Origin of the sequence: Pseudomonas sp. LAMO17WK12:I5, from assembly GCF_900215165.1 — a bacterium.
Lineage (GTDB): Bacteria > Pseudomonadota > Gammaproteobacteria > Pseudomonadales > Pseudomonadaceae > Aquipseudomonas > Aquipseudomonas putida_A.
Window position 1 is genome coordinate 234,470 of the sequence record NZ_OBDS01000002.1, and the last position, 24,843, is coordinate 259,312.

Annotated in this window: 31 protein-coding genes; 25 read left to right on the forward strand and 6 right to left on the reverse strand. The window is 60.1% G+C overall.

Translation table 11 applies throughout. From position 1 onward, the window contains the following. The first annotated feature begins 116 nt into the window (after positions 1–116). The 20 genes from CRO59_RS03850 (at position 117) to recX (ending at position 16,164) form a co-directional block, all read left to right on the forward strand. A complete protein-coding gene (locus tag CRO59_RS03850) occupies positions 117–2,114 on the forward strand; it encodes a hypothetical protein (RefSeq protein WP_097086487.1) in 1,998 nt (665 codons plus the stop codon). Next, complete coding sequence (locus CRO59_RS03855; protein WP_097086489.1) at positions 2,101–3,336, forward strand: DNA circularization protein; 1,236 nt, start codon at positions 2,101–2,103, stop codon at positions 3,334–3,336. The genes CRO59_RS03850 and CRO59_RS03855 overlap by 14 nt, the downstream gene beginning before the upstream one ends. Positions 3,337–3,339: 3 nt before the next feature. Further along, the gene (locus CRO59_RS03860; protein WP_097086491.1) at positions 3,340–4,383 is read left to right on the forward strand and encodes a phage baseplate assembly protein; all 1,044 of its coding nucleotides are present in this window, start codon (positions 3,340–3,342) and stop codon (positions 4,381–4,383) included. Between the two features lie 141 nt (positions 4,384–4,524). Further along, complete coding sequence (locus CRO59_RS03865) at positions 4,525–5,034, forward strand: phage baseplate assembly protein V (RefSeq protein WP_027611071.1); 510 nt, start codon at positions 4,525–4,527, stop codon at positions 5,032–5,034. After that, entirely contained in the window at positions 5,034–5,432 is a 399-nt protein-coding gene (locus tag CRO59_RS03870) for a phage GP46 family protein (RefSeq protein WP_007964342.1), read from the forward strand. The genes CRO59_RS03865 and CRO59_RS03870 overlap by 1 nt, the downstream gene beginning before the upstream one ends. Then, on the forward strand, positions 5,422–6,468 hold the full coding sequence (locus CRO59_RS03875) for a baseplate J/gp47 family protein (protein WP_097086493.1): 1,047 nt from the start codon (positions 5,422–5,424) through the stop codon (positions 6,466–6,468). The genes CRO59_RS03870 and CRO59_RS03875 overlap by 11 nt, the downstream gene beginning before the upstream one ends. Then, positions 6,456–7,055 carry a YmfQ family protein gene (locus CRO59_RS03880; RefSeq protein WP_003222238.1) on the forward strand — a complete coding sequence of 200 codons (600 nt, stop codon included), beginning with the start codon at positions 6,456–6,458 and terminating at the stop codon, positions 7,053–7,055. Before CRO59_RS03875 ends, CRO59_RS03880 begins: the two co-directional genes overlap by 13 nt. A 14-nt stretch (positions 7,056–7,069) precedes the next feature. Beyond that, positions 7,070–7,690: a hypothetical protein gene (locus CRO59_RS28880; RefSeq protein ID WP_256578357.1), complete on the forward strand. Its 621-nt coding sequence runs from the start codon at positions 7,070–7,072 to the stop codon at positions 7,688–7,690. A gap of 7 nt (positions 7,691–7,697) precedes the next feature. Then, positions 7,698–8,159, forward strand: a complete 462-nt coding sequence (locus CRO59_RS03890; RefSeq protein ID WP_097086495.1) for a phage tail assembly chaperone — start codon at positions 7,698–7,700, stop codon at positions 8,157–8,159. Positions 8,160–8,408: 249 nt separating this feature from the next. After that, the gene (locus CRO59_RS03895; protein WP_097086497.1) at positions 8,409–9,503 is read left to right on the forward strand and encodes a phage tail protein; all 1,095 of its coding nucleotides are present in this window, start codon (positions 8,409–8,411) and stop codon (positions 9,501–9,503) included. 8 nt (positions 9,504–9,511) lie between these two features. Next, on the forward strand, positions 9,512–10,078 hold the full coding sequence (locus tag CRO59_RS03900) for a tail fiber assembly protein (RefSeq protein WP_097086500.1): 567 nt from the start codon (positions 9,512–9,514) through the stop codon (positions 10,076–10,078). 22 nt (positions 10,079–10,100) lie between these two features. Continuing rightward, positions 10,101–10,997 (forward strand): phage tail protein, encoded by an 897-nt coding sequence (locus CRO59_RS03905; protein WP_097086502.1) that lies wholly within the window; start codon positions 10,101–10,103, stop codon positions 10,995–10,997. Further along, positions 10,998–11,444, forward strand: a complete 447-nt coding sequence (locus CRO59_RS03910) for a phage tail assembly chaperone (protein WP_097086504.1) — start codon at positions 10,998–11,000, stop codon at positions 11,442–11,444. 18 nt (positions 11,445–11,462) lie between these two features. Then, positions 11,463–12,623, forward strand: coding sequence for a hypothetical protein (locus tag CRO59_RS03915; RefSeq protein ID WP_097086506.1), 1,161 nt, complete (start codon positions 11,463–11,465; stop codon positions 12,621–12,623). Further along, positions 12,623–12,877 (forward strand): hypothetical protein, encoded by a 255-nt coding sequence (locus tag CRO59_RS03920; protein ID WP_097086507.1) that lies wholly within the window; start codon positions 12,623–12,625, stop codon positions 12,875–12,877. Before CRO59_RS03915 ends, CRO59_RS03920 begins: the two co-directional genes overlap by 1 nt. Positions 12,878–12,910: 33 nt before the next feature. Then, entirely contained in the window at positions 12,911–13,477 is a 567-nt protein-coding gene (locus CRO59_RS03925) for a glycoside hydrolase family 19 protein (protein ID WP_097086509.1), read from the forward strand. Continuing rightward, positions 13,456–13,974, forward strand: coding sequence for a lysis system i-spanin subunit Rz (locus CRO59_RS03930; RefSeq protein ID WP_097086511.1), 519 nt, complete (start codon positions 13,456–13,458; stop codon positions 13,972–13,974). Before CRO59_RS03925 ends, CRO59_RS03930 begins: the two co-directional genes overlap by 22 nt. A gap of 68 nt (positions 13,975–14,042) precedes the next feature. Further along, a complete protein-coding gene (locus tag CRO59_RS03935) occupies positions 14,043–14,543 on the forward strand; it encodes a CinA family protein (protein ID WP_096795871.1) in 501 nt (166 codons plus the stop codon). A gap of 83 nt (positions 14,544–14,626) precedes the next feature. Further along, entirely contained in the window at positions 14,627–15,685 is a 1,059-nt protein-coding gene (gene recA, locus CRO59_RS03940; RefSeq protein ID WP_003222269.1) for a recombinase RecA, read from the forward strand. Between the two features lie 8 nt (positions 15,686–15,693). Then, positions 15,694–16,164, forward strand: a complete 471-nt coding sequence (recX, locus tag CRO59_RS03945; RefSeq protein ID WP_003222270.1) for a recombination regulator RecX — start codon at positions 15,694–15,696, stop codon at positions 16,162–16,164. Positions 16,165–16,220: 56 nt separating this feature from the next. Here recX and CRO59_RS03950 read toward each other — a convergent pair whose 3' ends face one another. Further along, the gene (locus tag CRO59_RS03950; protein ID WP_097086513.1) at positions 16,221–17,339 is read right to left on the reverse strand and encodes a TIGR00730 family Rossman fold protein; all 1,119 of its coding nucleotides are present in this window, start codon (positions 17,337–17,339) and stop codon (positions 16,221–16,223) included. Between the two features lie 358 nt (positions 17,340–17,697). Here CRO59_RS03950 and CRO59_RS03955 point away from each other — a divergent pair, with 358 nt between their 5' ends. After that, entirely contained in the window at positions 17,698–17,892 is a 195-nt protein-coding gene (locus CRO59_RS03955; RefSeq protein ID WP_027611087.1) for a hypothetical protein, read from the forward strand. On the opposite strand, the gene CRO59_RS03960 is transcribed toward CRO59_RS03955, so the two are convergent. Continuing rightward, on the reverse strand, positions 17,893–18,318 hold the full coding sequence (locus tag CRO59_RS03960; RefSeq protein WP_027611088.1) for a PA3611 family quorum-sensing-regulated virulence factor: 426 nt from the start codon (positions 18,316–18,318) through the stop codon (positions 17,893–17,895). Positions 18,319–18,507: 189 nt separating this feature from the next. Between CRO59_RS03960 and CRO59_RS03965 the strand changes: the two genes are divergently transcribed. The 3 genes from CRO59_RS03965 (at position 18,508) to CRO59_RS03975 (ending at position 20,566) form a co-directional block, all read left to right on the forward strand. Next, positions 18,508–19,254 carry a tRNA-uridine aminocarboxypropyltransferase gene (locus tag CRO59_RS03965; RefSeq protein ID WP_177408950.1) on the forward strand — a complete coding sequence of 249 codons (747 nt, stop codon included), beginning with the start codon at positions 18,508–18,510 and terminating at the stop codon, positions 19,252–19,254. 224 nt (positions 19,255–19,478) lie between these two features. Beyond that, positions 19,479–20,129 carry a response regulator transcription factor ErdR gene (erdR, locus tag CRO59_RS03970; RefSeq protein ID WP_097086517.1) on the forward strand — a complete coding sequence of 217 codons (651 nt, stop codon included), beginning with the start codon at positions 19,479–19,481 and terminating at the stop codon, positions 20,127–20,129. Positions 20,130–20,203: 74 nt separating this feature from the next. Then, positions 20,204–20,566 (forward strand): diacylglycerol kinase, encoded by a 363-nt coding sequence (locus CRO59_RS03975; RefSeq protein ID WP_003222276.1) that lies wholly within the window; start codon positions 20,204–20,206, stop codon positions 20,564–20,566. On the opposite strand, the gene CRO59_RS03980 is transcribed toward CRO59_RS03975, so the two are convergent. Next, the gene (locus CRO59_RS03980; RefSeq protein WP_027611091.1) at positions 20,563–21,489 is read right to left on the reverse strand and encodes a LysR family transcriptional regulator; all 927 of its coding nucleotides are present in this window, start codon (positions 21,487–21,489) and stop codon (positions 20,563–20,565) included. The two genes, CRO59_RS03975 and CRO59_RS03980, sit on opposite strands and share 4 nt — an antisense overlap. 133 nt (positions 21,490–21,622) lie before the next feature. Here CRO59_RS03980 and fpr point away from each other — a divergent pair, with 133 nt between their 5' ends. After that, positions 21,623–22,402, forward strand: coding sequence for a ferredoxin-NADP reductase (gene fpr / locus CRO59_RS03985; RefSeq protein ID WP_003222277.1), 780 nt, complete (start codon positions 21,623–21,625; stop codon positions 22,400–22,402). Positions 22,403–22,573: 171 nt separating this feature from the next. Here the strand turns inward: fpr and tsaA are convergent, their stop codons facing one another. The 3 genes from tsaA to CRO59_RS04000 form a co-directional block, all read right to left on the reverse strand. After that, positions 22,574–23,272, reverse strand: a complete 699-nt coding sequence (tsaA, locus tag CRO59_RS03990) for a tRNA (N6-threonylcarbamoyladenosine(37)-N6)-methyltransferase TrmO (protein ID WP_097086519.1) — start codon at positions 23,270–23,272, stop codon at positions 22,574–22,576. A 185-nt stretch (positions 23,273–23,457) separates the two neighbouring features. After that, positions 23,458–23,925, reverse strand: a complete 468-nt coding sequence (locus CRO59_RS03995) for a DUF1456 family protein (protein WP_027611093.1) — start codon at positions 23,923–23,925, stop codon at positions 23,458–23,460. Between the two features lie 72 nt (positions 23,926–23,997). Then, entirely contained in the window at positions 23,998–24,708 is a 711-nt protein-coding gene (locus CRO59_RS04000; RefSeq protein WP_027611094.1) for an rRNA pseudouridine synthase, read from the reverse strand. Positions 24,709–24,843: the final 135 nt, after the last annotated feature.

Sequence of the window (24,843 nt, forward strand, 5' to 3'; positions counted from 1 at the left end):
GACCTGGCCTGGTTCTGGAAGGTTGACCCCGAACAGATGATGGCCAGGCCACTGGATGTGCTCCGCGAATCGCTGGAGCACGCGCAACGGATCAATGCGATGCAGCAGGTGCAGTGATGGCGAATACAAATTTGAGCCTGATCCCGCAGAACTTTCCCGTCACGGTCAACATGCTCGTGGTGCTCAAGGGCGCCGAGAAAATGGAGACCGAGATGAAGGGGCTGCGCGGCAAGGTCGCAGCATTCAAGAAAAGCATGGAAGACAGCGGCCTCGAGCCGCTGGACGTGGCCGGCTTCATTGCCGAAGGTGGTTTGCTCAAGCCGTTTCAGGACGGCATCAAAAAAGCCATCGAAGCGCAGGATGCGCTGGCGAAGAAAGCCAGGGCACTCAAGGGCCTTAAAGTGCCGAAGGTGGTCCAGGGGGAAACCTCGGCCAACCTGGAAAAATTCAACAAGGCGCTGGATAACATCTCGCTGAAAATCGGTCAGGCGTTGTTGCCGGCGGTTAACGGCATCGTCACGGCGCTGATACCGGTGATGACTTCGATTGGCCAGTTTGTCGCCAACAATCCGTATCTGGTCGAAGGGCTGGCGGCCGCTGCCGTAGCGTTTACGGTGGTCACGGTCGGGGCGATGGGGCTGGTCGCGGTGCTGGGGATTCTGACCTCGCCCATCGGGCTGATTGCGGCGGCTATCGCGGCAGCGGTGGCCATCATCGTGATTGGCGCACGGTTGATTACCAATAACTGGGCGTCGATTTCCGGATTCTTCGGCAGGATGTGGGACTACGTTTCGACGAAATTCAACGCTGGAGTTGCGGCGACCACGCAGGCAATCGAATCGATGGGCGCATTGATCAGCAAAACTTGGGGAGAGATCAGCGCGGAATTTTTTGCCGGCGTCGACAGCGTCGTCAATATTTACAACGGCTTGGTATCGAAAGCGCAGGCAGGCACTGACAAGCTCGCGGCGGCTTTCGACTTCTCGCCGAGTGAGCTGTGGAACAAGGCGTTGGCGAAAGCCAGCAGCGTTGTCAGTGATTTCTTCGCCAGCACGATGGCGAATGCACAAGCAGGGATCGACAAGCTCAGGGCGAAGTTCGATTTCTCACCGCGTGAGGTGTGGAACAAGGCGTTGGCGAAGGCCAGTAGCGTTGTCAGTGATTTCTTCGCTGGCACCATGGCGGATACGCAAGCGGGTATCGACAGGCTCAGGGCGAAATTCGATTTCTCGCCGAGTGAAGTGATGAGCAAGGCTTTTGCAACCGCGAGCAATGTCGTCAGTGATTTCTTCGCTGGCGCACAGGCCAAAGCTGCTGCCGGTGTGGACGCGCTCAAGGCGAAGTTCAGTTGGTCGCCAGTGCAGACGATTACTGACGCCTGGGGTTCGCTGAACAATGTGTTTGGCAATCTTGTTGGCGGTGTTGCCGATAACGCCGCGGCGCAGTGGGAGCAGGTTAAATCGATCTTCACGCAATCGCCGGTGGCGATGATTGAATCGGCATGGCAACCCTTGGCGCCGGTTTTTTCCGCGCTGTGGGACGTACTCAGGGCTGGAGCCCAGCCGTTGAAAGACGAGTTTCAAAACCTGTTTGGCAGCGCGCCTGTGGAAGCGGTCATGGCGAAGTGGAATGGCGTGAGCGCGTACTTCTCCGGTCTGTGGGCATCGTTGACCACGGATGCACAAGTGGTGAAGAGCTTCTTCGGCGATCTGTTCAGCCAGTCGCCGCTGGAGTCGATCCAGCAGAAATGGCAGCCGGTACTGACCTGGTTCAGCGACATGTGGAAAAACCTGCAAGGGATTTTCGGGCAGCTTAAAGAACTGTTCGGTGGCAATTTCTCCGGTGTCTTTGCAACCCTCACCGGTACCGCCCCGGCAGCGCCTGCCGGTGCCCCGAAGTTAAGCAGTTCGCTGCCACAAACCTCCAGCGCCCTGATCCAGCAAAGTGCCGCCAACAACCGCACGCAACTCGAGGGCGGCCTGACCGTGCGCTTCGAAAATGCACCGGCGGGGCTGCGCACCGATCAACCACAAACCAATCAACCGGGCCTGGCGCTGTCTTCGCGCATCGGCTATCGCTCGCTGTCGGCAGGAGGTTCCAATGAACTGGCGTGACCGCTTGTTGCCGGCATCGTTTCGCGGTGTCGGATTCTGGATCGATCAGGCGAAAACTCCGGTCGGTCGCAAAGGTCAGTTGCACGAATACCCGCAACGCGACCTGCCGTATTTCGAGGATCTCGGCCAGCAGGCCAAGACCCACGACATCACGGCGTTCATCATCGGCGCCGATTGCCTGGAGCAGCGCGACAAGCTGCTCAAGGCCTTGGAGGCGGGCAGTGGTGAATTGGTGCATCCGTGGCTCGGACGCTTGCAAGTCAAGGTCGGCGAATGCGACATGACCCACACCCGCCAGGACGGCGGGCTGGTGACGTTCAGTCTGAAGTTTTACCCGGACCGGCCGCTGCCGTTTCCGACTGCCACGGTCAGTACGCAAAAAGTTCTGTTGGCCAAGGCTGACACTTTGCTGGGTTCTGCGGTGGCGCGTTTCGAGCAGGCGATGACGTTGATCAAGGCTGCGCGGATCGGCATCGCCAATCTGCGCAACAGCCTGACCGGCGTGTATGAGGTGATCAAAGAGCAGCTCAAACCGCTGATCGAGCAGTATCGGCAGATCACCGAACTGGTCAAAGCGGTCAAGGAGTTGCCCAAGGAAGTGGCGGCGGAGTTCAAGGGCTTGCTCGGCGATATCAAGGAGCTCAAGGAATTCGCGAAGGAGGGCTACCGTGGCGTGATTGCCGACGTGTCCCAACAACTCGAAGCCATCCGCAAGGCCGATGCGCCGAAGATCACCACCGGCAAGGACACCAACGCGGCGGCACAAGCCATGGCCGATCTGGTGCAGGACACCATGCTGGTGAAAGTGGCGCAGTGGGTAGCGTCGATGCCGGTGGCGACTCCGGCGGTGAAGCTGTCGTCGACACCTTCGGTGGCGCATCAGGCGGATCAACCGGTGACTCGTCAGGAAGTGCCGGTGACCGAAGAAATGAAAGCACTGCAGAAGGCGGTCGGGGTGGCAATTGACCCGATGCTGGACAAGGCCGATCCCAAACATCACCAGGCAATTAACGATGTGAAGGAAGCGCTGATTGCGCATCTCAAGGCAGTGGCGTCATCCGGTGTGCGCCAGGTCACCAAATCGTTTCAGGAAAGCCTGCCGGCGCTGGTGGTGGCCTACAAGCAATTTGCCGATGCCACACGGGTGACTCAAGTGACGCAGAGCAACGCGATGAACCATCCGGGCTTTTCTCCCAACGACGTAAAAGTGTCCAGGGAGTGAGCCATGAGCGAGATGGATAACCATGTCACGCTGACCGTCAACAACATGGAATACGGCGGCTGGAAAAGCGTGGAAATCACCGCCGATCTTGAGCGCCAGTTTCGCACCTTCAAACTCGACATCACCTGGCAGTGGCCGGGGCAGACGGTGGATCAACGGATTAAACCGGGTGACCCGTGCGAAGTGAAAATTGGCCAGGACCTGGTGCTCACTGGCTACGTGTTCAAGGCCCCGATCAGTTACGACGGACGCCAGATCAGCCTGAGCATCGAGGGTAGCTCCAAGACTCAGGATCTGGTCGATTGCGCAGCCACCAACCGGCCGAACCAATGGCAGGAGCAACCGCTGCTGAGCATCGTCCAGGCTCTGGCGGCGGAATACTCGCTGTACGTGGTCAACGAAATTCCCGAGACCGCGCGGCTCGCCAAACACACCATCGTGCCGGGCGAAACGGTGTTCCAGTCGATCGACCGATTGCTCTCGCTGTTCCGGGTGTTTTCCACCGATGACGAGCAGGGCCGGCTGGTGCTGGCCAAGCCCGGTAGTGGTGGTCGGGCCAGTGACGCGCTGGAGTTGGGCAAGAACATTCTGTCGGCGAACGCGCCGATGGATCAGAGCCAGGTGTTTTCTGAATACCGAGTGATCGGTCAGCAGAAAGGCTCGGACAATAAGAGCGGGGCGGCCGTCAGCGAGGTTCAATCCAGCGCGGCTGATCTGAGCTTCAAGCGCCGCCGCACCACGATCATCAACGAGGGCACCGCGCTGACGTTCGAGTTGGCCCAGCAACGCGCCCAATGGGAAAGCGCCACCCGCATGGGCCGGGCGCAGACCACCACCTATCAGGTGCAGGGCTGGCGTCAGGCCAATGGCGATCTGTGGCGCCACAACACGCTGGTGAAGGTCACGGATCCGGTGCTCGGCTTTGACGGCGACATGCTGATCTCCAAAGTCACGTATTCGCTCTCGGCGCAGGGCTCGGTGACCACGCTGCAAGTGGCGCCACCGCATACCTTCGATCCTGATCCCACCCCCCCGAAAAAATCTTAGGCCTGACACCGCCCCTGTAGGAGTGAGCCTGCTCGCGATAGCGGTAGACCGGCCACTGAAAGGTCGACTGCACTGACGCCATCGCGAGCAGGCTCACTCCTACAGTTGACCGCGTCGTGCCCATCTTTTGAAGGACAATTCATGAGCCTACTGACACGCCTGCTGGCGCGCGGCACTGTCGTGCTCGCCCATTCGGCATCCAAGCTGCAATCGCTGCAAATGCGCCTCACCGCCGGCGAGGTGAACGACGACATGGAGCATTTCGAACCCTACGGTTTCACCAGCAACCCGCTGGCCGGCGCCGAAGGCATCGTCACGTTTCTCGGCGGTGACCGGTCTCACGCCATCGCCCTGGTGGTCGCCGACCGCCGCTATCGCTTGCAGTCGCTGGCCTCTGGCGAAGTGGCGATCTACACCGACGAGGGCGACAAAATTCACTTCAAGCGCGGGCGGATCATCGACATCGAAACCGCCACCCTGAACATCCGCGCCAGCAGCGCGGTGAACTTCGACACGCCGGTGATCAACCAGACCGGCAAGATCGTTTCCACCGGCGACCAACTCGCCGGCGGCATCAGCCAGATCAAACACGTGCACGTCGGCGTGCAGGCCGGTAGCGGCCAGACCGGTGCGCCGGCAGGAGGCAAATAATGCTTGTCAGCCAGAACCTCCACGCCGCACTGACCCGCGCCGTGCTCATCAGCCTGTTCACCTGGCGCCGCGCCGCCGATGACGACGCCCTCGACGACGAGGAGCGCTTCGGCTGGTGGGGCGACAGCTTTCCCACCGTCGCCGACGATCGCATCGGTTCGCGGCTGTGGCTTTTGCGTCGGGTCAAGCTCACCCGACAGACCCAGATGGACGCCGAGTTCTATGCCCGCGAAGCCCTGCAATGGCTGATCGACGACGGCCACTGCAGCGCCATCGACATCATCAGCGAACGCCTCGACGCCCAGCGCCTGAACCTGCGCACGGTCCTGACCCTGGCCGATGGCGAACGTCTGGACATCAACCCCGATAACAGTTGGCAGGTGATCTATGCCGTTTGAAACCCCTTCGCTGCCGGTGCTGATCAAGCGCACCCAAAGCGACCTGGCCGGCGATTCGCTGCGCCAGTCCGATGCGCAAGTGCTGGCCCGCACCCTCGGTGGCGCCGCCTATGGCCTGTACGGTTATCTCGACTGGATTGCCGAGCAGATCCTGCCGGACAAGGCCGACGAGTCGACCCTGGAACGCATCGCCGCGCTGCGCCTGAATCAGCCACGCAAACCGGCGCAAGTCGCCACCGGCAGCGTCAGTTTTACCGCGACCGCCGGTGCGGTGCTGGATGTCGACACGCTGCTGCAAGCGAGCGATGGCCGTACTTACAAAGTCACCGCCGCGCGCACCACCGTCAATGGCAGCAACACCACCACCATCGCGGCGCTGGATGCTGGCAGCCTGGGCAATGCCGACGCCGGTCTGGCGCTGAACCCGGTGCAGCCGATCGCCGGCGTAGTCGGTAACAGTTTTGTGGTGCTCGCGCCCGGCCTCAGTGGTGGCGTGGCGCGGGAAAGTCTGGAGTCGTTGCGCTCGCGGGTGATCCGTTCTTATCGCGTGATCCCCCATGGCGGTTCGGCCAGCGATTACGAGACCTGGGCGCTGGAAGTGCCGGGTGTGACGCGGGCCTGGTGTCGTGGCGGCCTGCTCGGGCCAGGCACAGTGACGGTGTTCATCATGCGTGATGAAGACCCGCAACCGGTGCCCAACGATGAGCAATTGGCGGAGGTTCAGGAGTACATCGAACCGCTGCGCCCGGTGACGGCGGAAGTACACGTGCAGCGGCCGATTCAGGTGCCGGTGGTGTATCGCTTCAAGAGCGTCAAGCCGGACACCACTGCTGTGCGCGCCGCCGTTGAAGCGCAACTGCGCGACCTGCACAACCGCGAGGCCGATCTGGGTGTGCCGCTGCTGATCAGCCATATCCGCGAAGCCATCAGCAGCGCCGGCGGTGAGTACGATCACACGCTGACCGCGCCGGCCGCTGACGTGCCTGCCGGGCAAAGCGAACTGCTGACCTTCGGAGGTTGCGTATGGGGGGCATAAGAACCGCCGCGCAATATCAGGCGCAGCTGCGCGCGTTGCTGCCGAGCGGCCCAGCGTGGGATCCGGAGCGCGTTCCGGAACTGGAGGAAGTGCTGCAAGGCGTGGCCGTCGAACTGGCGCGCCTCGACGCCCGCGCTGCCGACCTGCTCAACGAGATGGACCCGGCGGGCGTCAGCGAATTGGTGCCGGACTGGGAGCGGGTGATGGAACTGCCCGACCCGTGCCTGGGCGCCACACCGCTGTTTGACGACCGCCGTCTCGCCGTGCGCCGACGCTTGCTCGCGGTCGGCAGTCAGGCTGTCGGTTACTACCTCGACATCGCCAAAAGCCAGGGCTACCCCAACGCCAGCATCACCGAACACGAAGCCCCCCGTATGGGCCGCGCGCGTTTCGGCGCAGCGCACTGGGGCACCTGGGAAGCGCAATTCATGTGGACGCTCAACACCGGCGGCCGCCTGCTGCTCGGCCGGCGCTATGGTGCGAGCTACTGGGGCGAGCGCTTCGGCGTCAACCCGGGCTCGGCGCTGGAATGCCTGATCCACCGCAGTGCCCCGGCGCATACCAAAGTGCACATCAATTATGACTAGGGAGGAATGACGGGATGGATTATCCGAAAAGTGTGCCCAGCGCCGGTCTGGTGAATGGGAAATTTGTGGATGAGGACGCCATCAACGGCAAACCGGGTTCGTTGATTCCGGCTGCGTGGGGCAATGGCGTGACGGAAGAAATCGTCAATGTCATCAAGGCAGCTGCCATCGTGCCGGATGAACAGAATCACGCTCAGCTGCAGCAGGCGATTACAAAAAGCATCAGCGACCGGTTGCCTGGACAGGCGAGCGAAACCGCTGCCGGAGTGATGAAAGTCGCGACTCAGGATCAGGTAGGAAGCGGGGTAGATGACACGGTGGCAGTGACCCCGAAGAAGCTCAAGCTCGGGTTCAGTCTGGCTAACAGTGGAGGCACCGGATACCTCGCCTTCCCGTCCTGGATGGGCGGCTTGATCATCCAGTGGGGCTGGATCAACAGCGCCACGACCGATGTGATTACCACGCTTCCGGTCAGTTTCAATTCAAACTTTTTTCGGGTGATGGTCTGCAACGATTACACGGCGGCGTCCGGATCGATCGGCTATATCGCGGCCAGCACCCGGAGTTTGTCCACCATTGTTTCCCGGGGCTCTAGCGCGTCTCTGGGCGCGCAATACATCGCCATAGGCAAGTAGGTCATTCATGAAAATTTATTGGAGTCCCTCGGTTCAGGGATTTTTTGATTCTCGTGTCAATTCGACGATTCCCAAAGACGCCGTTGAGATCTCGCCATCGCACCGCAACGAGTTGATCGAAGGGTGCAAGCGCAATCAGGTGATTGTATGTCGCGCCAATGGCTTTCCCATTTTGGCTGATGCAGCGTCCGCGACCTCGGCAGAGGCTGCGATCACCGAGCGTCAGTGGCGCGATACGCAATTGAGCGAAACGGATCCCCTGGTTGCACGTCATCGCGACGAGTTGGAAAACGCGCAGGAAACTACGCTGTCCGCCGAGCAGTACACAGCGTTGCAGCAGTACCGCCGCGACCTGCGCAACTGGCCTTCATCGGCACCGTTTCCAGCCATTGCACAACGCCCCGTGATGTCAGTCACGAGCGCCGTTGGGGTGAAAAAGCCCCGGGCAAGGTCCAGAGCCAAACCATGATGCTCATGACGCAAGCGTGCAGCAGCGAAGTTGAGGGAGCGCCCGAAAAGCGTGCCCGGTTGCGGGCGGGTGAACGGCCAATTCGTCGATGAAATCCGCTGACCGGTACTTCGATGTCTACCGGCTGGATCCTGACCACCAAGCCCACCTCACCGTGGGCTTTTTATTTTCAGAAAACAGACCGCCGCAGGCTCGCACTCGCGATCGCCGCGACGCGGTTCATTTGTATTTCAGAGGAACGAAAAACCTATGGATTATCCAAAAAGCGTCCCCAGCGTCGGCCTCGTCGATGGCCGCTTCGTCGATGAAAACCCGGTGGCGGGAACCCCGGGTTCGTTGATTCCGGCGGTGTGGGGCAACAGCGTGACTCAGGAGATCCTGAGTGTGATTAACGGTGGCGGGCTGGTGGCTTCTGAAGCCGATACCGGTCAGTTGTACAAGGCGATTCAGTCGATCATTGGCAGAGCCAGCCCGATGCGTTCGGTCATCACCCGACTGGCCGCGTCGAAAGCCCTGACCGAGGCCGAGCTTGGCCTGGTGCTGATCGACGGCAGCCCGGGGCCTGTGACCGTGCTGCTGCCTCCGGCCAACGCCGCACTCGGTGTGCGCGATGTGATTGTCCGGCGAGTGGACAACAGCGGCAATCGCATGGTCATCCAGGCGTCCGGTACTGACGGGATTCGTTTTCACACCCATCTGTCGGCCAGCGGTTATCCGTTCTTCGTATTGATGGGCGGCGGTGACTGGTGGCACCTGCGCAGTGATGGGGCGGGGAGTTGGTGGCCGGTCGGGCGCTTTGACAATACGCCGTTGGGGCGGCCATTTTTCGAGACGACCCTGATGCTCAGTCCCGGCGGATACGGTGCATTGAATGGCACCGTGATGAAGCGTGCGGAATGGCCGTGGCTGTGGGATCACGCCCAGCAATCGGGAATGCTGGGGACTGAAGCCTTACGTGTGGGCTCCGAGGGGAAATGGACCACGGGTGACGGTGCGACGACCTTTCGTGGCCCGGAAGGGCGAGGGGAGTTCCTGCGGGTTCTGGATGAAGGTCGTGGTGTGGATGCCGGGCGTGCCATGGGCACTTTTCAGACTGGATCGATGCATTCCTATGCGCAAGGTACCAATGGCGCAGGCGCTGTGGGCGCGTACTGGTCAGATAGCCTGACCAGTTTTGGCGCGGATACCCGAGAAGAACCGCAATACGTTACAGGGCTGGTCAATGGCGGCCCGATCTTTCCGGTGAACACCTCTTACCAGAGAGATACCGCAGCAACATTGCTCTACGCCTTCAAATCCCGCCCGCGCAACATCGCCTATCCCGGCCGCATCAAACTCATCTGAGGCATTTCATGTTCAATTATCTATTTGATGGCTCGGGCGCCCTGTCCGGGCCTGTCGAGTTCATTGTCACGCCGGGCATTGGCATCCAGTTACCCGGTAATGCTGTTGAGCTGGCGTACGAGTTGCCTGAGCCGGAAACCGGCCGTAGCTGGGCACTGATCAACGGCGTACCGCGTGAGGTGATCGATCGCCGTGGCGTGGTTTATCGCAAGGAAGGCGGTGCGCAGCAGATTTGGACCGACCTGGGTGAGTTGCCGGATACCCTGACCGCACAGCCATGGCCAGGTGAATTCCACATCTGGCGCGACAACGCCTGGGTGCTGGATGAGCAGGCTCGTTTGGCGAGCATCAGACAGCAATGTCTCGGCAAGCGCGACGCACTGCTGCGCGACGCCGTCCTGCGCATCGCCCCGCTGCAATACGCCGAGGATATTGGCGATGCCAGCCACGACGAACAACTGCTGCTGATCGAATGGAAGCTCTACAGCGTCGAGCTGAACCGGATCGAAAAACAGGCTGGTTTTCCTGACGAAATTACCTGGCCGGTTGCGCCCGAATCAGCAGTAAACACCTGACTCACACATAAGGAAAAGTACCGTGGACTACCCAAACAGTGTCCCTAGTGCCGGCCTGGTCAACGGCCGGTTTGTCGATGAAGACCCGCTGACCGGCAAGCCGGGGTCGTTGATTCCGGCGAAATGGGGCAACAGCGTTACCCAAGAGTTGTTGAATATCATCAATGCTGGCGGCACCGCTCCGACGGAAGCGAAAGATGATCAGGTGTTAACCGCATTACGCAGCAACAAGTTGTTTTTGACTTCACCGCAGTTCTCCAATGATCAGTCGATGGCCACCACTGAGTTTGTTACGCGGGCGGGATTACAGTTCTCCGGTTTTGCTTCTTACGCCGCCAGCACGGTATTGAACGCTGCGAATATTGGCGGTGTCGCGAGTTTCTCCAGTGCCAGCGCGCTGACTGCGACGCTGCCGTCTACCAATGGTGTGGCCCATGCGAGCACCATTCACGTAATCAACGCAGGTACCGGCGTGTTGACCGTCAATCCTTCCGGTAACGATGGGCTTCTCACCTGTAATGGCACATCCGGCCCGCTCAAGTTGGGTATTGGTGACACTGCCTACCTGATCAAACTCACGGGACAGTGGCGCCTCTATGGCGGCTCGGTGAGTGATCGATATGCGTCGGCGCACTCCGGTGTGTACGGCAACATTGGCTACCAGCGTTATGCCAGCGGCAATATCGATCAATGGGGTGTTGGCACGACGGATGCCAATGGCGATGTCAACGTCGTCTTTCCGATCTCTTTCCCTACCGCGTTTTCTTCGATCATCGCCATGCACGTAGGAGGCGATGGAGCGATGGTCGTCATGTACGCGAACTCTGCGTCGAAGCAGGGGTGCCGTCTGAAAGTTCGAAGCTACAGCGGCGAAGTGTCTGCAGGCTGGGGTATCAACTTCTTCGCAAAGGGTTATTAAATGAATCCGTTCAATGTCTTGTTCAGCGCCAGCACCCGTGGGGTTTATGTTCCCGCTATCAACTCATCGGATATTCCGGATGACGTCATTGAAATTCCCCAGACCTATTGGATCTCACTGCTGCAGCAACTGGCGGTGAGTGCAAAAGTGGTCGGTGTGCACGCGGATAACGGTTATCCGACTCTGGTTGATCCACCACCTTATTCGGCAGAAGAAGCGGCAGATGCTGAACGTAGCTGGCGTACAGCACAACTGGCTGCCACCGATGGTCTGGTTGCACGTGATCGTGATGAGCTTGAAGACGGTGGTGGCACGACGCTGACCAGCGAGCAATATGCCGAGCTGCAAACCTATCGCCGCGAATTGCGCGATTGGCCGCAGGGTTCTTTTTTTCCTTTCAGTGAGCATCGGCCTGTAGCGCCGCGTTGGTTGGCAAATGCGGTTTGAGCCGTAGAGGAAACATACATGGATTATCCAAAAAGTGTTCCCAGCGTCGGGCTGGTGAACGGCAAGTTCGTCAATGAAGATGTTGTCGCGGGATTGCCCGGATCGTTGATCCCGGCGACCTGGGGCAACAGCGTCACCGATGAGTTGTTGAACGTCGTCAAATCCGCCGGCCTTGAGCCAAGCGAAGCCGATGCAACCCAATTGTTGCAAGCGGTGCAAAAACTCAATCAGGCAGGTGAAGACAAACATGCCACTGACATCGGCGCCGCCAATCTATACATGGCCAATTATGTGCCTCCCGTCACCGCATTGAAGGACGGCTTGGCGCTGCGCTTTACCGCCGGTAATGCCAATACCGGAGCGAGTACCTTTGCACCGAACGGGTTGATGCCCAAGCCGCTGGTAAATCTTGCATCGAGTGCATTGCGGCCTGCCGAGATTGTCGGCGGCAGTGTTTGTTCGGTGGTGTACAGCGCGGCGTTGGAAAGTTGGGTGCTGGTGTATGCCGGCGGTGGCAGTGGTGCCAGTGGGCGGTTGTTGAGTGTGAGGACGTTCACCTCGTCTGGCACTTATGTGCCGACGGTGGGGATGAAGAATGTGTTGGTGAAAGTTGTCGGCGGAGGGGGCGGGAGTGCAGGCATTGTTGGGACAACTGCTTCCCAGTATTCGCTTGCAGGTGGAGGGGCCTCTGGTAGTTACGCGGAAGCCTGGCTTTCGGCCGCAACGGTTGGAGCCAGTCAGATCGTCACGGTGGGCGTTGGTGGCGCCGCAGGTTTGATCGCATCCGACGCTGGAACGGGCGGAACCAGCTCCTTGGGATCGTTGGTTTCAGCGCCTGGCGGTGCTGGTTCGACCTCGTTGGGTTACACCAGCTTCCCAGGGACCGGTCTGTATGTTGGTGGGTATCCCGGCCAAGCTGCGAAAGGCGGGAACATCGTCAGCATGGCGGGTTCTGCCGGTTCGACAGGTATTTCCATCAATGCGTCGACCCTGGCCGGACATGGTGCCAACTCGCCCTTGGGCAATGGTGGTGTTGCCAGCAGTGCGCAGGGAGCAATCGCGGCCCCTGGTTCCGGGTTCGGTTCCGGAGCGGGCGGCATTGCCAACGCCCCCAGTCAATCTGGCAGACCGGGGGCTTCCGGTGCCCCTGGTGCAGTGATCATCTACGAGTACGCCTGATGAAAACCTACGCACGCATCGTCAACAACACTGTGGCCGAACTGTTCTCGACTGACGGCAACATGGCCAATATGTTCCATCCGGAACTGCTGTGGGTCGACATCACCGACGTGACACCGACACCGCAAATCGACTGGAACGCCAACTTCGGCACTCTCGGCTGGGTGTTCACGGCCCCCGAGGTCGCGGCCCCGAACAACACCCTGACAACTCTGGCAAAAAAATGGCTGGGGGTTGTTGCCCGTCAACCATGATTCAATCGGAGCATCCAGGGAGGATTACGCATCATGCAAATCACTGAAGACAACCTTAAAACCATCATGCCCAACGCCCGCTCCCAAGCGGGCGTTTTTGTTTCTGCACTCAACAATGCAATGACTCGCCGACATATCGACTCGCCAAAACGTATCGCTGCGTTTCTTGCGCAGATCGGTCACGAGTCGGGCCAGTTGCAATACGTGCGCGAGCTGGGCAACAACCAGTACCTGAGCAAATACGACACTGGCACGCTGGCGTTACGTCTGGGCAACACGCCCGAGGCCGACGGCGACGGGCAGAAGTACCGCGGTCGCGGGCTGATCCAGATCACCGGGCGCAGCAACTATCGGCAGTGCAGTCTCGGCCTGTTCGGCGATGAACGTCTGCTGTCCTTGCCGGAATTGCTTGAGCAACCGCAATGGGCAGCGGAATCGGCGGCATGGTTCTGGGAGCAGAACGGCCTGAACGATCTGGCCGACCGCGACCAGTTCAACAGCATCACCCGCCGAATCAACGGCGGGTTGAATGGCCTGCAGGATCGGCTCGACATCTGGGCGCGGGCGAGGGCGGTGCTATGTCCGTCTCCTGGCGTTTAACCGGCTTTTTGTTACTGACCTTGGGGGGCGCTGCGCTGGCCTGGCAGTTTCAGGACTGGCGTTACGGGCGACAACTCGCGGAGCAGGCGCGGTTAAACGCCGACACTCTCAATCAGCTGAATGTGGCCGCAGCCAGCGCGCAGCAGGTCGAGCAGGATAAACGTCTGGCCCTTGAGCAACGCCTCGCAGCCAGTGAACAAACCCACTATCGAGCACTCAGTGATGCCCAACGTGATCAGGATCGCCTGCGCGATCGTCTTGCCACTGCTGATTTGCGCCTGTCAGTCCTCATCGACGCTGGCGACGTTGCCCAAGGCTGCGGGGTGCCAGCCACCGCCGGCCCCGGCGGCGTGGATCATGCAGCCGTACGCGCCCGACTTGACCCGGCGCATGCTCAACGAATTATCGCCATCACCGACACCGGTGACCGCGGACTGATTGCCTTGCAGGCCTGTCAGGCCTATGTCAGAGCGCTGGCGCCCGAACATTTTGAATGAGTCTGTGTATTGAAAGCGCAACCGGGTCGTGTACGGTGGTAGTCATTCCATCCGATCCGGAGCGCACCGTGAAAGAGATCACTCAACTGGCTGCCGAGCTCGGCCGACGTTTGCAGTTGCTCAACGCCCACGTCACCACGGCCGAGTCGTGCACCGGTGGCGGAATTGCTGAAGCGATCACGCGGATTCCGGGGAGCTCGGCGTGGTTCGAGGCCGGTTACGTGACCTACTCCAACCGGCAGAAGACCCGGCAGCTGAATGTCCCCACCGAATTGTTCGGCACGGTGGGTGCGGTCAGTCGCGAAGTCGTCGAGGCGATGGTGCGTGGTGCGCAGAAGCACAGTCTGGCGCGGTTTGCCGTGGCGGTCAGCGGCGTGGCGGGGCCCGATGGCGGTACACCGAACAAACCGGTGGGCACGGTGTGGCTGGCCTGGGGCGTGGGCGATGCGGTTTCCAGTGAGGTTCAGCACTTCCCCGGCAACCGCGATGAAGTCCGCCGACAAACGGTGAAGGCCGCGCTAGAGGGGCTGTTGCGACTAGCGGCACGAGAAATCGAAAATCAGGGGTAGGCGATCCGCGAACGCTGTGGAATAATACTGGCTACTTATACAGGTGTTGGCCGTCAGGCCTTATTGATTACGTGAGGACTTTAATGGACGACAACAAGAAGAAAGCCTTGGCTGCGGCCCTGGGTCAGATCGAACGTCAATTCGGCAAGGGTGCCGTAATGCGTATGGGCGATCAGGACCGTCAGGCGATCCCGGCTATCTCCACCGGCTCTCTGGGTCTGGACATCGCACTCGGCATCGGCGGTCTGCCAAAAGGCCGTATCGTTGAAATCTACGGTCCTGAATCTTCCGGTAAAACCACACTGACACTGTCCGTGATCGCCCAGGCGCAAAAAGCCGGCGCGACCTGCGCATTCGTCGACGCCGAACACGCCCTCGACCCTGAGTACGCCGGCAAGCTGGGCGTCAACGTCGACGACCTGCTGGTGTCCCAGCCGGACACCGGCGAACAGGCACTGGAAATCACCGACATGCTGGTGCGTTCCAACGCGGTTGACGTGATCATCGTCGACTCCGTGGCGGCACTGGTACCGAAGGCTGAAATCGAAGGCGAAATGGGTGACATGCACGTGGGCCTGCAAGCCCGTCTGATGTCCCAGGCGCTGCGTAAAATCACCGGTAACATCAAGAACGCCAACTGCCTGGTGATCTTCATCAACCAGATCCGCATGAAGATCGGCGTGATGTTCGGCAGCCCGGAAACCACCACCGGTGGTAACGCGCTGAAGTTCTACGCCTCGGTTCGTCTCGACATCCGCCGTACCGGCGCGGTGAAGGAAGGCGACGAAGTGGTCGGCAGCGAAACCCGCGTCAAGGTTGTGAAGAACAAGGTGGCTTCGCCGTTCCGTCAGGCTGAGTTCCAGATTCTTTACGGCAAGGGCATCTACCTCAATGGCGAGATGATCGACCTGGGCGTGCTGCATGGTTTCGTCGAGAAATCCGGCGCCTGGTATGCCTATGAAGGCACCAAGATCGGTCAGGGCAAGGCCAACTCGGCCAAGTTCCTGGCAGACAACCCGGAAGTCGCTGCCAAGCTCGAGAAGCAGCTGCGTGACAAACTGCTGTCGCCAGCGGTGATCGCCGACTCCAAGGCTTCTGCGGTCAAAGAGACCGAAGACGACCTGGCTGACGCTGATATCTGATCGCAGCGATGACCACCGCTGTACTCGATACCCTCGTCGCGGTGCGGCGAACCGCCATGGACCTGCTCGCTCGACGCGAGCACGGTCGAGTCGAACTGACGCGTAAACTGCGTCAGCGCGGCGCTGAGGCGGAAATGATCGAAACAGCCCTCGACCGGTTGACGGAAGAGGGACTGCTTTCCGAAGCCCGTTACCTTGAAAGCTTTGTTTCCTACCGTGCCCGCTCCGGCTATGGCCCCTTGCGCATTCGCGAAGAGCTGGGTCAGCGTGGTTTGCAACGCGCCGATATCGAACTCGCCCTGCGTGAAAGCGGTATCGACTGGCAGGAGCAGCTTCGCGAGACGTGGCAACGCAAGTTCTCCGGACACTTGCCGATTGACGCCAAGGAGCGCGCCAAACAAGGCCGCTTCCTCGCCTATCGGGGTTTTTCGATGGAGATGATCAACCGCTTGTTCAGCGGCAGAGGGATGGACGATTAAATCGGTTTAAATAGAAACGGCCCGCTATGAAAATAGCGGGCCGTTTTTTTTTGCCTTCAAATTACCTTTGATGGCTCACGTGCACGTTGGGCGGTCTGGGGTTGGGTGTGAGCCCAGTTTTCGGGGAGGTTGATGTAATCCACCAGTTCCCTGAGACGGCCATGATTTCGGGCATTGAACGCGAAAGCCAACCGCACCAGGTGGCTGTACTGCGCTTCGTCATGTTCCTCGCCGCTGTAAGCGTGTTGATGGAACTGGTCACTCAGGCACAGATCGGCGAAAGCCTCCTGCATATGCGCCATCGCCACGTCACTGAGCTTGTGATGCATACGAATCACGAACTGACGCTTGAGCCAGCGACTGGAGTGGAAGTTGCTGTAGAACTGGTTGATCTGCTCCACCGCCTCATCGACGTTATAGACCAGACGCATCAGTTTCAGGTCGGTGGGCAGGATGTAGTGGTTTTCTTCGAGTTGCTGGCGAATGAAATCCAGGGCGCCTTGCCAGAATGTTCCGCCCGGCACATCGAGCAGCACCACTGGCACCAACGGGCTTTTGCCGGTCTGGATCAGCGTCAGTACTTCCAGTGCCTCGTCCAGGGTGCCGAACCCGCCAGGGCACAGCACCAGCGCATCGGCTTCCTTGACGAAGAACAGTTTGCGGGTGAAGAAAAAATGGAACGGCAGCAGATTGCCGGTGCCGTCCACAGTCGGGTTGGCATGCTGCTCGAAGGGCAGGGTGATGTTGAACCCGAGGCTGTGGTCACGCCCGGCGCCTTCGTGCGCGGCGGCCATGATCCCGCCACCCGCACCGGTGATGACCATCATGTCTGATCGCGTCAGGGCCGCGCCGAGTTCACGCGCCATTGCATACAGGGGGTGCTCGACCGGCGTGCGCGCCGAGCCGAATACCGTGACTTTGCGTCGTCCCTTGAATTGTTCCAGCACCCGGAACGCCTGCTCCAGTTCACGCAGGGCCTGCAGGGTGATCTTGGCGTTCCAGCGGTTGTGATCCTCTTGGGCCATGCGCAGCACGGTCAGGATCATGTCGCGATAAATCGGCAGGTTCGGGCTGTCGGGGGAAATCTGTTTGAGCTGTTCTTCGACCTTGCTGATGAGGTCGGGGCCGCTTTCCTGAAAATGCCGGCTGAGCAGGTCATTCGGTTGGTAAGGCATTCAACGTCTCCTTCTGCACAGAGCGGGTGGCCCTGACGTGCGGCGTCAGTGCCGCGCTGCAAAAAAACACACACTCGGCAGCTCCTTTTTCTGCCGTGAACAGGTGATCGGGAATACTTTGAATCTAGACCCTTGCGAGCCATTGCGCTGAGTTGATCTTTACGCCGCGCAGGCTTTCCTGGCAACCGTTGCGGGCTGGCTGGCAATGAATATTCACCACTCGTCCGAACGTACGCCGTAGAGCAATCACTCTGATTTACTAACCTACAGGCACTGTACGACAGCTTTGAGTCGGCAACCGTACGCAGGATGCGCGCTTTTCAAGGATTCGCGGGTAGCAGGCATGGAGGCGGGAAAGATGGCCAGAGTGGTTCTGGAAATCGATACGCAGTTGTATCGGATGCTGAAAGCATCAGCCGAGACCAATCAAGTGAGTCTCGAAGAGGAGTGCTGCCGTCGGTTGGCAGGTGGAGAACGACGTTCTCGCTACTTGCAGGCCCTGGTGGCCGAATTGCGCGCCGAAGATGAACAACGGCGCGCCAATACCCGATGATTACTTCTTCTTCGCCGGGGCAGCTTTCGGGCAATCGGAATCCTGGTAGCTGGCCGAGCCGATGGCCTTGTTGGTTTTATATTCACTGAAGTCGTAACGCATGATCGCACCCTTGGCCATCAGCTTGCGGTACGACGGGTTATTGCACACCGAAGCACCCAGCTGGAAATACACGGCTTTTGGGTCAGCGCGCATCTTTTCGGCGTGGCTGGCCTGGACGCTCAGGTGGTTGATCAGGGTAACGCCCTCAACGGTGTAGCCCTGATCGAGAATGTCTTCATTGATCGCCCGCGGCGTGCCGACGCTGCTTTGCTCGGCGATGTTGCGCAGTTCTTTGTTCAGATTCTGCTCTTTCAAGGACGCCGCTTGTGCGCTGAAGGACAACGCCAGTGCGATGGCCGCGGTAGGAACGATAAGGCGCAGCATGAAACTCTCCTGATTCAGTGACTGGTGGTTCGACCAGCCCCGTGGCTGTGCGTTCAGTGGCGCCGGATTATAGGGGAGCCGGTCGGGACGGTACAGGTTTGCGCTCGTCGCTCTGGTAAACTGCCGGCCTTTATTGCCTTGCCGAGTGCTGTGTGTGTTGAGTTTTCCTGCCATAAGGCGTTGCCCGTGATCCATCATGCCCCCAACGCCGTAGCCCGCTTGCGTGACCAGCGCGAGGACGAAGGTATCAAGCCGATTCAGGCCCGTGGTTTTCGCTCCGAGCGTTGCCGCGACTGCCGGGTGATCATCAGCCACTGCCTGTGCGCCTGGCGGCCGACCGTCGAAACCCGTTCCGGTGTGTGTCTGATCATGACCGGCAAGGAAGTGTTCAAGCCGAGCAACACCGGCTGGTTGATCGCCGATGTGGTGCGCGACAATCACGCGTTCATCTGGTCGCGCACCGAACCCGACCCGCGGATGCTGGCGCTGCTCAACGACCCGCAATGGCAGCCGTACCTTGTATTTCCCGGCGAATATGTAGAACCGTCGCGGGTGACCAACACCGTCGTGCCCGATAGCAGCAAGCGTCCGTTGTTCATCCTGCTGGATGCGACCTGGACCGAGGCGCGCAAGATTTTCCGCAAGAGTCCGTACTTCGACCGTTTGCCGATTCTCAGCCTGCTGCCCGACAGACTCTCGCGTTATCGCCTGCGCCGCTCGACCCGCAGCGAGCACCTGTGCACCGCCGAAGTCGCGGCTTTGTGCCTGGAACTGGCCGGGGACAGCGATGCAGCGTCGGCGCTGGACGCTTACTTCGATGTGTTCAGCCAGCACTATCTGGGCGCCAAACAACAGTTGCCGCTCAACGAGTCGACTCCGGCCCACGCCGAGCTCTTGCCTTACATACGAAAGCCGCAAGCGGTGTTGGCCCCATAGTGGCCCATACTTCACCCAGCGGCGGCCGTGCTGCTTGACCACCCCGGCCACGCTGGGCATGCTTGGCGCCGATTGGGGTGCGGCCAGGGTTTGAAACGCCGTGCTTGCTCGTGATTGGCGTTGAACGTGCCCCTGTGGATAGCGCTGTGCGGCGGTATCTCGAGTTGCTTTGGCGAGGCCCGAATGCGTCGGGTCTGCCATCAAAAAACAGGATCATTTGAAAAATGGCCACATACGACATCCTGATTGCCGATGATCACCCTCTGTTTCGTAGCGCGCTGCATCAAGCGGTGACACTGGGCCTTGGCCCGGATGTGCGACTGGTGGAGGTGGCGAGCATCGCCGAGCTGGAAGCGCGCCTGACCGAAAAGTCCGACTGGGATCTGGTCCTGCTGGACCTGAACATGCCCGGCGCGTTCGGGTTTTCCGGTCTGGTCATGCTGCGCGGGCAGTACCCGCAGATTCCGGTGGTGATGGTCTCGGCCCAGGAAGAAGCTTCGATCATGGTCAAGTCCCGGGAATTCGGCGCCAGTGGCTTCATTCCCAAGTCCAGCGACCTGAATGTGATTCAGCAAGCCGTGCGCAAGGTCCTCGATGGCGATGTGTTCTGGCCCCCGCAGGCGTTCGAAGCCGTCAGTGTCTCCGATGAAGCCAAAGCCGCCAGCGACGGCCTGGCCAGTCTCACCCCGCAGCAGTTCCGCGTACTGACCATGGTCTGTGAAGGCCTGCTCAACAAGCAGATTGCCTACGAGTTGAGCGTGTCCGAAGCGACCATCAAGGCCCACGTCACGGCGATCTTTCGCAAGTTGAATGTGCGCACCCGGACTCAGGCGGCATTACTTCTGCAACAACTTGAGTCAATTCCGAGCCAATAAAGGCTGGCGTCTTCACGCTTTTTTGACTTTTGTTGCTCTAGCTTTCCCACTCCTTTCTGGTTGGTTTTTACGTTATGTCACCTTTCAAGGGCCAGACCGGCCTGAAACGCATCCTCAACGCATCCGGCTACTCGCTGGACGGCCTGCGCGCAGCCTTCACCGGCGAAGCCGCATTTCGCCAACTGGTGCTGCTCAATGTGGTGCTGATTCCGCTGACGTTCTTCCTGAATGTCAGTCGCGTTGAACAGGCGCTGCTGATCGCTGTGTGCCTGCTGGCGCTGATCGTCGAGTTACTGAATTCGGCGGTGGAAGCGGCGATTGACCGCATTTCCCTGGAACTGCACCCGCTGTCGAAGAACGCCAAGGACATGGGCAGCGCCGCGCAATTCGTGGCCCTGAGCATGATTGCCCTGGTGTGGGCGGTGATTCTGCTTTAAGCGATACTCGGCAAGACGATCTCGTCGCTGCGCTGCACCCCGGCGGTGAAGGCGCGGCACAGCTCGAGAAACTCGCGCATGGCCGAAGTCTGGTATTTCTGCTTGTGCCAGATGAAGTAGAACTGCCGGGCCAGATCCAGATCCGGGGTTTCCACCGCCACCAGGCTGCCGCGTCGAAACGCATCACGCAGCGCCAGCCGCGAAATACAGCCAATCCCCAACCCTGATTCCACCGCGCGTTTGATCGCTTCGGTGTGCTCCAGCTCCAGGCGGATATTCAGCGCACTGCGATGGTGCCGCATGGCCTGATCAAAGGTCAGGCGTGTGCCGGAACCCTGTTCACGCAGAATCCACGCTTCGTGCGTCAACTCTTCCATGGTCGCGCTGCCACGTTTGGCCAGTGGGTGCTGCGGCGCGCAAAACACCACCAGTTCATCTTCCACCCAGCTCTGCACTTCGATGTCCGGATGGCTGCAGTCGCCTTCGATTAGACCCAGATCAATTTCGTAATGAGCGACTTGATGCACGATATTGGCAGTGTTCTGTACATGCAGCTTCACCTGGCTTTCCGGGTGGCGCTGCATGAAGCCGCCGATCAGCAGGGTCGCCAGGTAATTGCCGATGGTCAGGGTGGCGCCCACCGAGAGTGAGCCGAAACCGGATTTGCCGTTGAGCAGGTCTTCGATTTCCTTGGACTGGTCGAGCAGTGCCACCGCTTGCGGCAACAGCTGTTTACCGAGGGCGTTCAGGCTCAGGCGTTTGCCGGCGCGATCGAACAGCTGGCAGCTGGACTGGCGCTCCAGTTCGGTGATCGAGGTGCTCGCCGCCGACTGCGAGAGGTTGAGCAGACCCGCAGCACGGGATACGCTCTCCTGCTGGGCGACGGCGACGAAGACTTGCAGTTGACGAAGAGTAAATCGCATATCGATATAACCGATAACCCTTATCTTAATAATCCAGTTAACAGATATTGTCGTCGCTATTAGAATGCGATGCAATTGCGCACTGTTGGCCGCAAAGGCGAGCGCAGACCCAATATCCAGGAGTCCCACGTACATGAGCAACATGAACCACGAGCGTGTCCTCAGTGTTCATCACTGGAACGACACTCTGTTCAGCTTCAAGTGCACCCGTGATCCGGGCCTGCGCTTCGAGAACGGTCAGTTCGTGATGATCGGCCTGCAACAGCCCAACGGCCGCCCGCTTATGCGCGCTTACTCGATCGCCAGCCCGAACTGGGAAGAGCATCTCGAGTTCTTCAGCATCAAAGTGCCTGATGGTCCGCTGACCTCGCAGCTGCAGCACCTGAAGGAAGGCGACGAGATCATCATCTCGAAGAAGCCTACCGGCACCCTGGTGCTGGACGACCTGAACCCGGGCAAGCATCTGTATCTGCTGAGCACCGGCACCGGTCTGGCGCCGTTCATGAGCGTGATCCAGGACCCGGAAACCTACGAGCGCTTTGAAAAAGTGATCCTTGTGCACGGCGTACGCTACGTCAACGAAGTAGCCTACCGCGAATTCATTACCGAGCACCTGCCGCAGAACGAGTTCTTCGGTGAAGCGCTGCGTGACAAGCTGATCTACTACCCGACCGTGACCCGCGAGCCGTTCGAGAATCAGGGCCGTCTGACCGACCTGATGCGCAGCGGCAAGCTGTTCAGCGACATCGGCCTGCCACCGATCAACCCGCAGGACGACCGCGCAATGATCTGCGGCAGCCCGAGCATGCTCGACGAGACCAGCGAAGTGCTCGACAGCTTCGGCCTGAAGATCTCGGCGCGGATGCGCGAGCCGGGTGACTACCTGATCGAGCGTGCATTCGTCGAGAAGTAACCCGCAATACCTGTGGGAGCGGGCTTGCTCGCGAAGGGGGGCTGTCAGTCGACGTCAATGTTGAATGGCGCACCGCTTTCGCGAGCAAGCCCGCTCCCACAATGGTTTCGTGCTACACAGAAAAGCCCGCGTTGCCTGAGAAGGCAGCGCGGGCTTTTGCGTTTCCGGGGTTCAGGTGTTGGCGGGGATGACTTCCAGTACCCGGATCTGCTCCGGCGTCGGGTAATGCCAGCGCACGTCCAGATCCCAGAACTGCGCACCGTATTCGCGCTCTGGTGTCGGCGTCTGATACGCCGGACGCGGATCCTGGGCCAGGCACTGCTCGATCAACTCGACCAGAGGCTCGGCGAGGCGCTGAGCATGGCCGTGCGCCTGTTGCAGTGCGGCGTCCGTCCACCGCACGTCAATCAGCTGTGGCGCGGCACTGGCGATGCTGTTGGAGGCGTCAGCGATGATGTCGGCGTAAGGTACATAGGGTTTGATGTCGAGAATCGGTGTGCCATCGAGCAAATCGATCCCCGAAATGAACAGCCGATGGGCCTCGACCTTGTCCAGCTTCACCACAGACTGCCCGATGCCATTGGGACGGTGGGTCGCACGGGTGGCGAACACGCCCATGGACTTGTTACCGCCCAGACGCGGTGGCCGCACCTTCAGGCGCGGCTTTTCTTCCAGCGCCTGATGAAACAGGAACAGCAGCCAGACATGGCTGACCTGCTCCAGCCCTTGCACGGCATCACCCTGATCGAACGGCGCCACCAGTTCCAGCACGCCACGGGCGGCGGGGGCCAGTTGCGGCTGCCGCGGGATGGCGAACTTCTCCTTGAAGCAGGAGCGCACGAAACCAATGGGTGAGACGTTGTATGTCATGGTCTGGAGTCAAGGTGGGAGCGGGGTGGGGATGATAACCCGGAGTGGCCGGGCCGACGCCTTCGCGAGCAAGCTCGCTCCCACAGGGATCTCGAGTGGAGTCCGGTTTTGTGTCAGCCACAAAACCTGTGGGAGCGGGCTTGCTCGCGAAGGCCGCGCCGCCGATTCAGAGCTTGTGGCGCAGATCAGCCACGAACGCGCAGGGTCAAGCCCTTGAGGAAGTTGCGCAGCAACTGGTCGCCGCACGCGCGGTAATTGGTGTGGCCGACCTTGCGGAACAGTGCGCTCAGCTCAGGCTTGGACACCGGGAACTCGGCTGCCTTGAGGATCGCGTGCATGTCGTCTTCCTTGAGTTCGAAGGCCACGCGCAGCTTCTTCAGGATGATGTTGTTGGTCACTGGCACTTCGATCGGCTGCGGCGGACGGCTTTCGTCCTTGCCGCGCTTGAACACCACCAGACCGTCGAGGAAGTGCGCCATGACTTCGTCCGGGCAGCGCACGAAGCCTTCTTCGTCTTCTTCTTTCTTGTCGAGGTATGCGACGACGTCTTTGAGCTCCACGTCCAGGCCGCCGAGCTTGATGATCTCGATGACTTTCTTGTCGCTGATGTCGAGCATGTAGCGCACGCTGCGCAATACGTCGTTATGAATCATGTGGGTAATCCTGATAATCGTTGTGGGCAGCACGCAGGCGCGCTGCCGGAATGTGTGGCGGCAGTGGAAGCTTTAGAACTTCTCTTTGCCGGACAGGTAGCGCCATTGGCCCACCGGAACCTTGCCAATCGACACGCCGCCGATGCGGATGCGGCGGATGCCGATGACCTTCAGGCCAACCGCTTCGCAGAACTGCGCGATGATCCCCGGCTGCGGGTTCTTCATGGCGAAGCGCAGGCGGTTTTCGTTCTGCCAGCTGGCCTTGACCGGCGGCAGCTCCTTGCCCTTGTGGGTGAGGCCGTGCTGCAGGCGATTGAGGCCGTGGGCAACCATGTCGCCTTCGACCTCGACCACGTATTCCTGCTCGATCTTGGCCGCGTCGGCAGTCAGTTTGCGCAGCACTTTCCAGTCCTGAGTGAACACCAGCAGGCCGCTGGCCTTGGGCTGCAAATCGGCGCTGGCGGTCAAGCGCAGGAAGTGCCCGCGCAGCGGGCGTTTGCCGTAGCGGTGCTCGTCGCTGAGGGTGTCGGCGCTGAGCGACTGCATGGCGGTGTCGACATCCATGCCGGCCGGCACGTTGAGCAGAATCGTGACCGGCTCCGGCGCGGAGGCCTGAGCGTCCTTGTCGAGCTCGACCTTCTGGTCGCCGACCTTGAATTGCGGTTCGTCGATCACTTCGCCGTCCACGGTGACCCAGCCGCCCTCAATGAACAGCTCGGCCTCCCGGCGGGAGCAACCGACCAGTTCGATGAGGCGTTTGGAGAGGCGAATCGGGTCAGTCATGACAGGGCCGTAACAAAAAAGGGGTGGGCATTGTACCTGCCTGGCGCCGGTTAAGCCCGGTTCCATTTGTAGGAGCTGCCGAAGGCTGCGATCTTTTGATCTTCAAAAAGCAAAAAGATCGCAGCCTCCGGCAGC

Excerpts from the sequence above, each read along its gene's own strand:
- CRO59_RS03975 (WP_003222276.1), top strand. The coding sequence starts at position 20,204 with ATGTCACCTTTCAAGGGCCAGACCGGCCTGAAACGCATCCTCAACGCA.
- CRO59_RS03860 (WP_097086491.1), top strand. The coding sequence starts at position 3,340 with ATGAGCGAGATGGATAACCATGTCACGCTGACCGTCAACAACATGGAA.
- recA (WP_003222269.1), top strand. The coding sequence starts at position 14,627 with ATGGACGACAACAAGAAGAAAGCCTTGGCTGCGGCCCTGGGTCAGATC.
- CRO59_RS03890 (WP_097086495.1), top strand. The coding sequence starts at position 7,698 with ATGAAAATTTATTGGAGTCCCTCGGTTCAGGGATTTTTTGATTCTCGT.
- CRO59_RS03930 (WP_097086511.1), top strand. The coding sequence starts at position 13,456 with ATGTCCGTCTCCTGGCGTTTAACCGGCTTTTTGTTACTGACCTTGGGG.
- CRO59_RS03925 (WP_097086509.1), top strand. The coding sequence starts at position 12,911 with ATGCAAATCACTGAAGACAACCTTAAAACCATCATGCCCAACGCCCGC.
- CRO59_RS03865 (WP_027611071.1), top strand. The coding sequence starts at position 4,525 with ATGAGCCTACTGACACGCCTGCTGGCGCGCGGCACTGTCGTGCTCGCC.
- CRO59_RS03955 (WP_027611087.1), top strand. The coding sequence starts at position 17,698 with ATGGCCAGAGTGGTTCTGGAAATCGATACGCAGTTGTATCGGATGCTG.
- tsaA (WP_097086519.1), bottom strand. The coding sequence starts at position 23,272 with ATGACATACAACGTCTCACCCATTGGTTTCGTGCGCTCCTGCTTCAAG.
- fpr (WP_003222277.1), top strand. The coding sequence starts at position 21,623 with ATGAGCAACATGAACCACGAGCGTGTCCTCAGTGTTCATCACTGGAAC.
- CRO59_RS03995 (WP_027611093.1), bottom strand. The coding sequence starts at position 23,925 with ATGATTCATAACGACGTATTGCGCAGCGTGCGCTACATGCTCGACATC.
- CRO59_RS03895 (WP_097086497.1), top strand. The coding sequence starts at position 8,409 with ATGGATTATCCAAAAAGCGTCCCCAGCGTCGGCCTCGTCGATGGCCGC.
- CRO59_RS03910 (WP_097086504.1), top strand. The coding sequence starts at position 10,998 with ATGAATCCGTTCAATGTCTTGTTCAGCGCCAGCACCCGTGGGGTTTAT.
- CRO59_RS03870 (WP_007964342.1), top strand. The coding sequence starts at position 5,034 with ATGCTTGTCAGCCAGAACCTCCACGCCGCACTGACCCGCGCCGTGCTC.
- CRO59_RS03920 (WP_097086507.1), top strand. The coding sequence starts at position 12,623 with ATGAAAACCTACGCACGCATCGTCAACAACACTGTGGCCGAACTGTTC.
- CRO59_RS03880 (WP_003222238.1), top strand. The coding sequence starts at position 6,456 with ATGGGGGGCATAAGAACCGCCGCGCAATATCAGGCGCAGCTGCGCGCG.
- CRO59_RS03855 (WP_097086489.1), top strand. The coding sequence starts at position 2,101 with ATGAACTGGCGTGACCGCTTGTTGCCGGCATCGTTTCGCGGTGTCGGA.
- CRO59_RS28880 (WP_256578357.1), top strand. The coding sequence starts at position 7,070 with ATGGATTATCCGAAAAGTGTGCCCAGCGCCGGTCTGGTGAATGGGAAA.
- CRO59_RS04000 (WP_027611094.1), bottom strand. The coding sequence starts at position 24,708 with ATGACTGACCCGATTCGCCTCTCCAAACGCCTCATCGAACTGGTCGGT.
- CRO59_RS03980 (WP_027611091.1), bottom strand. The coding sequence starts at position 21,489 with ATGCGATTTACTCTTCGTCAACTGCAAGTCTTCGTCGCCGTCGCCCAG.
- recX (WP_003222270.1), top strand. The coding sequence starts at position 15,694 with ATGACCACCGCTGTACTCGATACCCTCGTCGCGGTGCGGCGAACCGCC.
- erdR (WP_097086517.1), top strand. The coding sequence starts at position 19,479 with ATGGCCACATACGACATCCTGATTGCCGATGATCACCCTCTGTTTCGT.
- CRO59_RS03915 (WP_097086506.1), top strand. The coding sequence starts at position 11,463 with ATGGATTATCCAAAAAGTGTTCCCAGCGTCGGGCTGGTGAACGGCAAG.
- CRO59_RS03850 (WP_097086487.1), top strand. The coding sequence starts at position 117 with ATGGCGAATACAAATTTGAGCCTGATCCCGCAGAACTTTCCCGTCACG.
- CRO59_RS03875 (WP_097086493.1), top strand. The coding sequence starts at position 5,422 with ATGCCGTTTGAAACCCCTTCGCTGCCGGTGCTGATCAAGCGCACCCAA.
- CRO59_RS03900 (WP_097086500.1), top strand. The coding sequence starts at position 9,512 with ATGTTCAATTATCTATTTGATGGCTCGGGCGCCCTGTCCGGGCCTGTC.
- CRO59_RS03960 (WP_027611088.1), bottom strand. The coding sequence starts at position 18,318 with ATGCTGCGCCTTATCGTTCCTACCGCGGCCATCGCACTGGCGTTGTCC.
- CRO59_RS03950 (WP_097086513.1), bottom strand. The coding sequence starts at position 17,339 with ATGCCTTACCAACCGAATGACCTGCTCAGCCGGCATTTTCAGGAAAGC.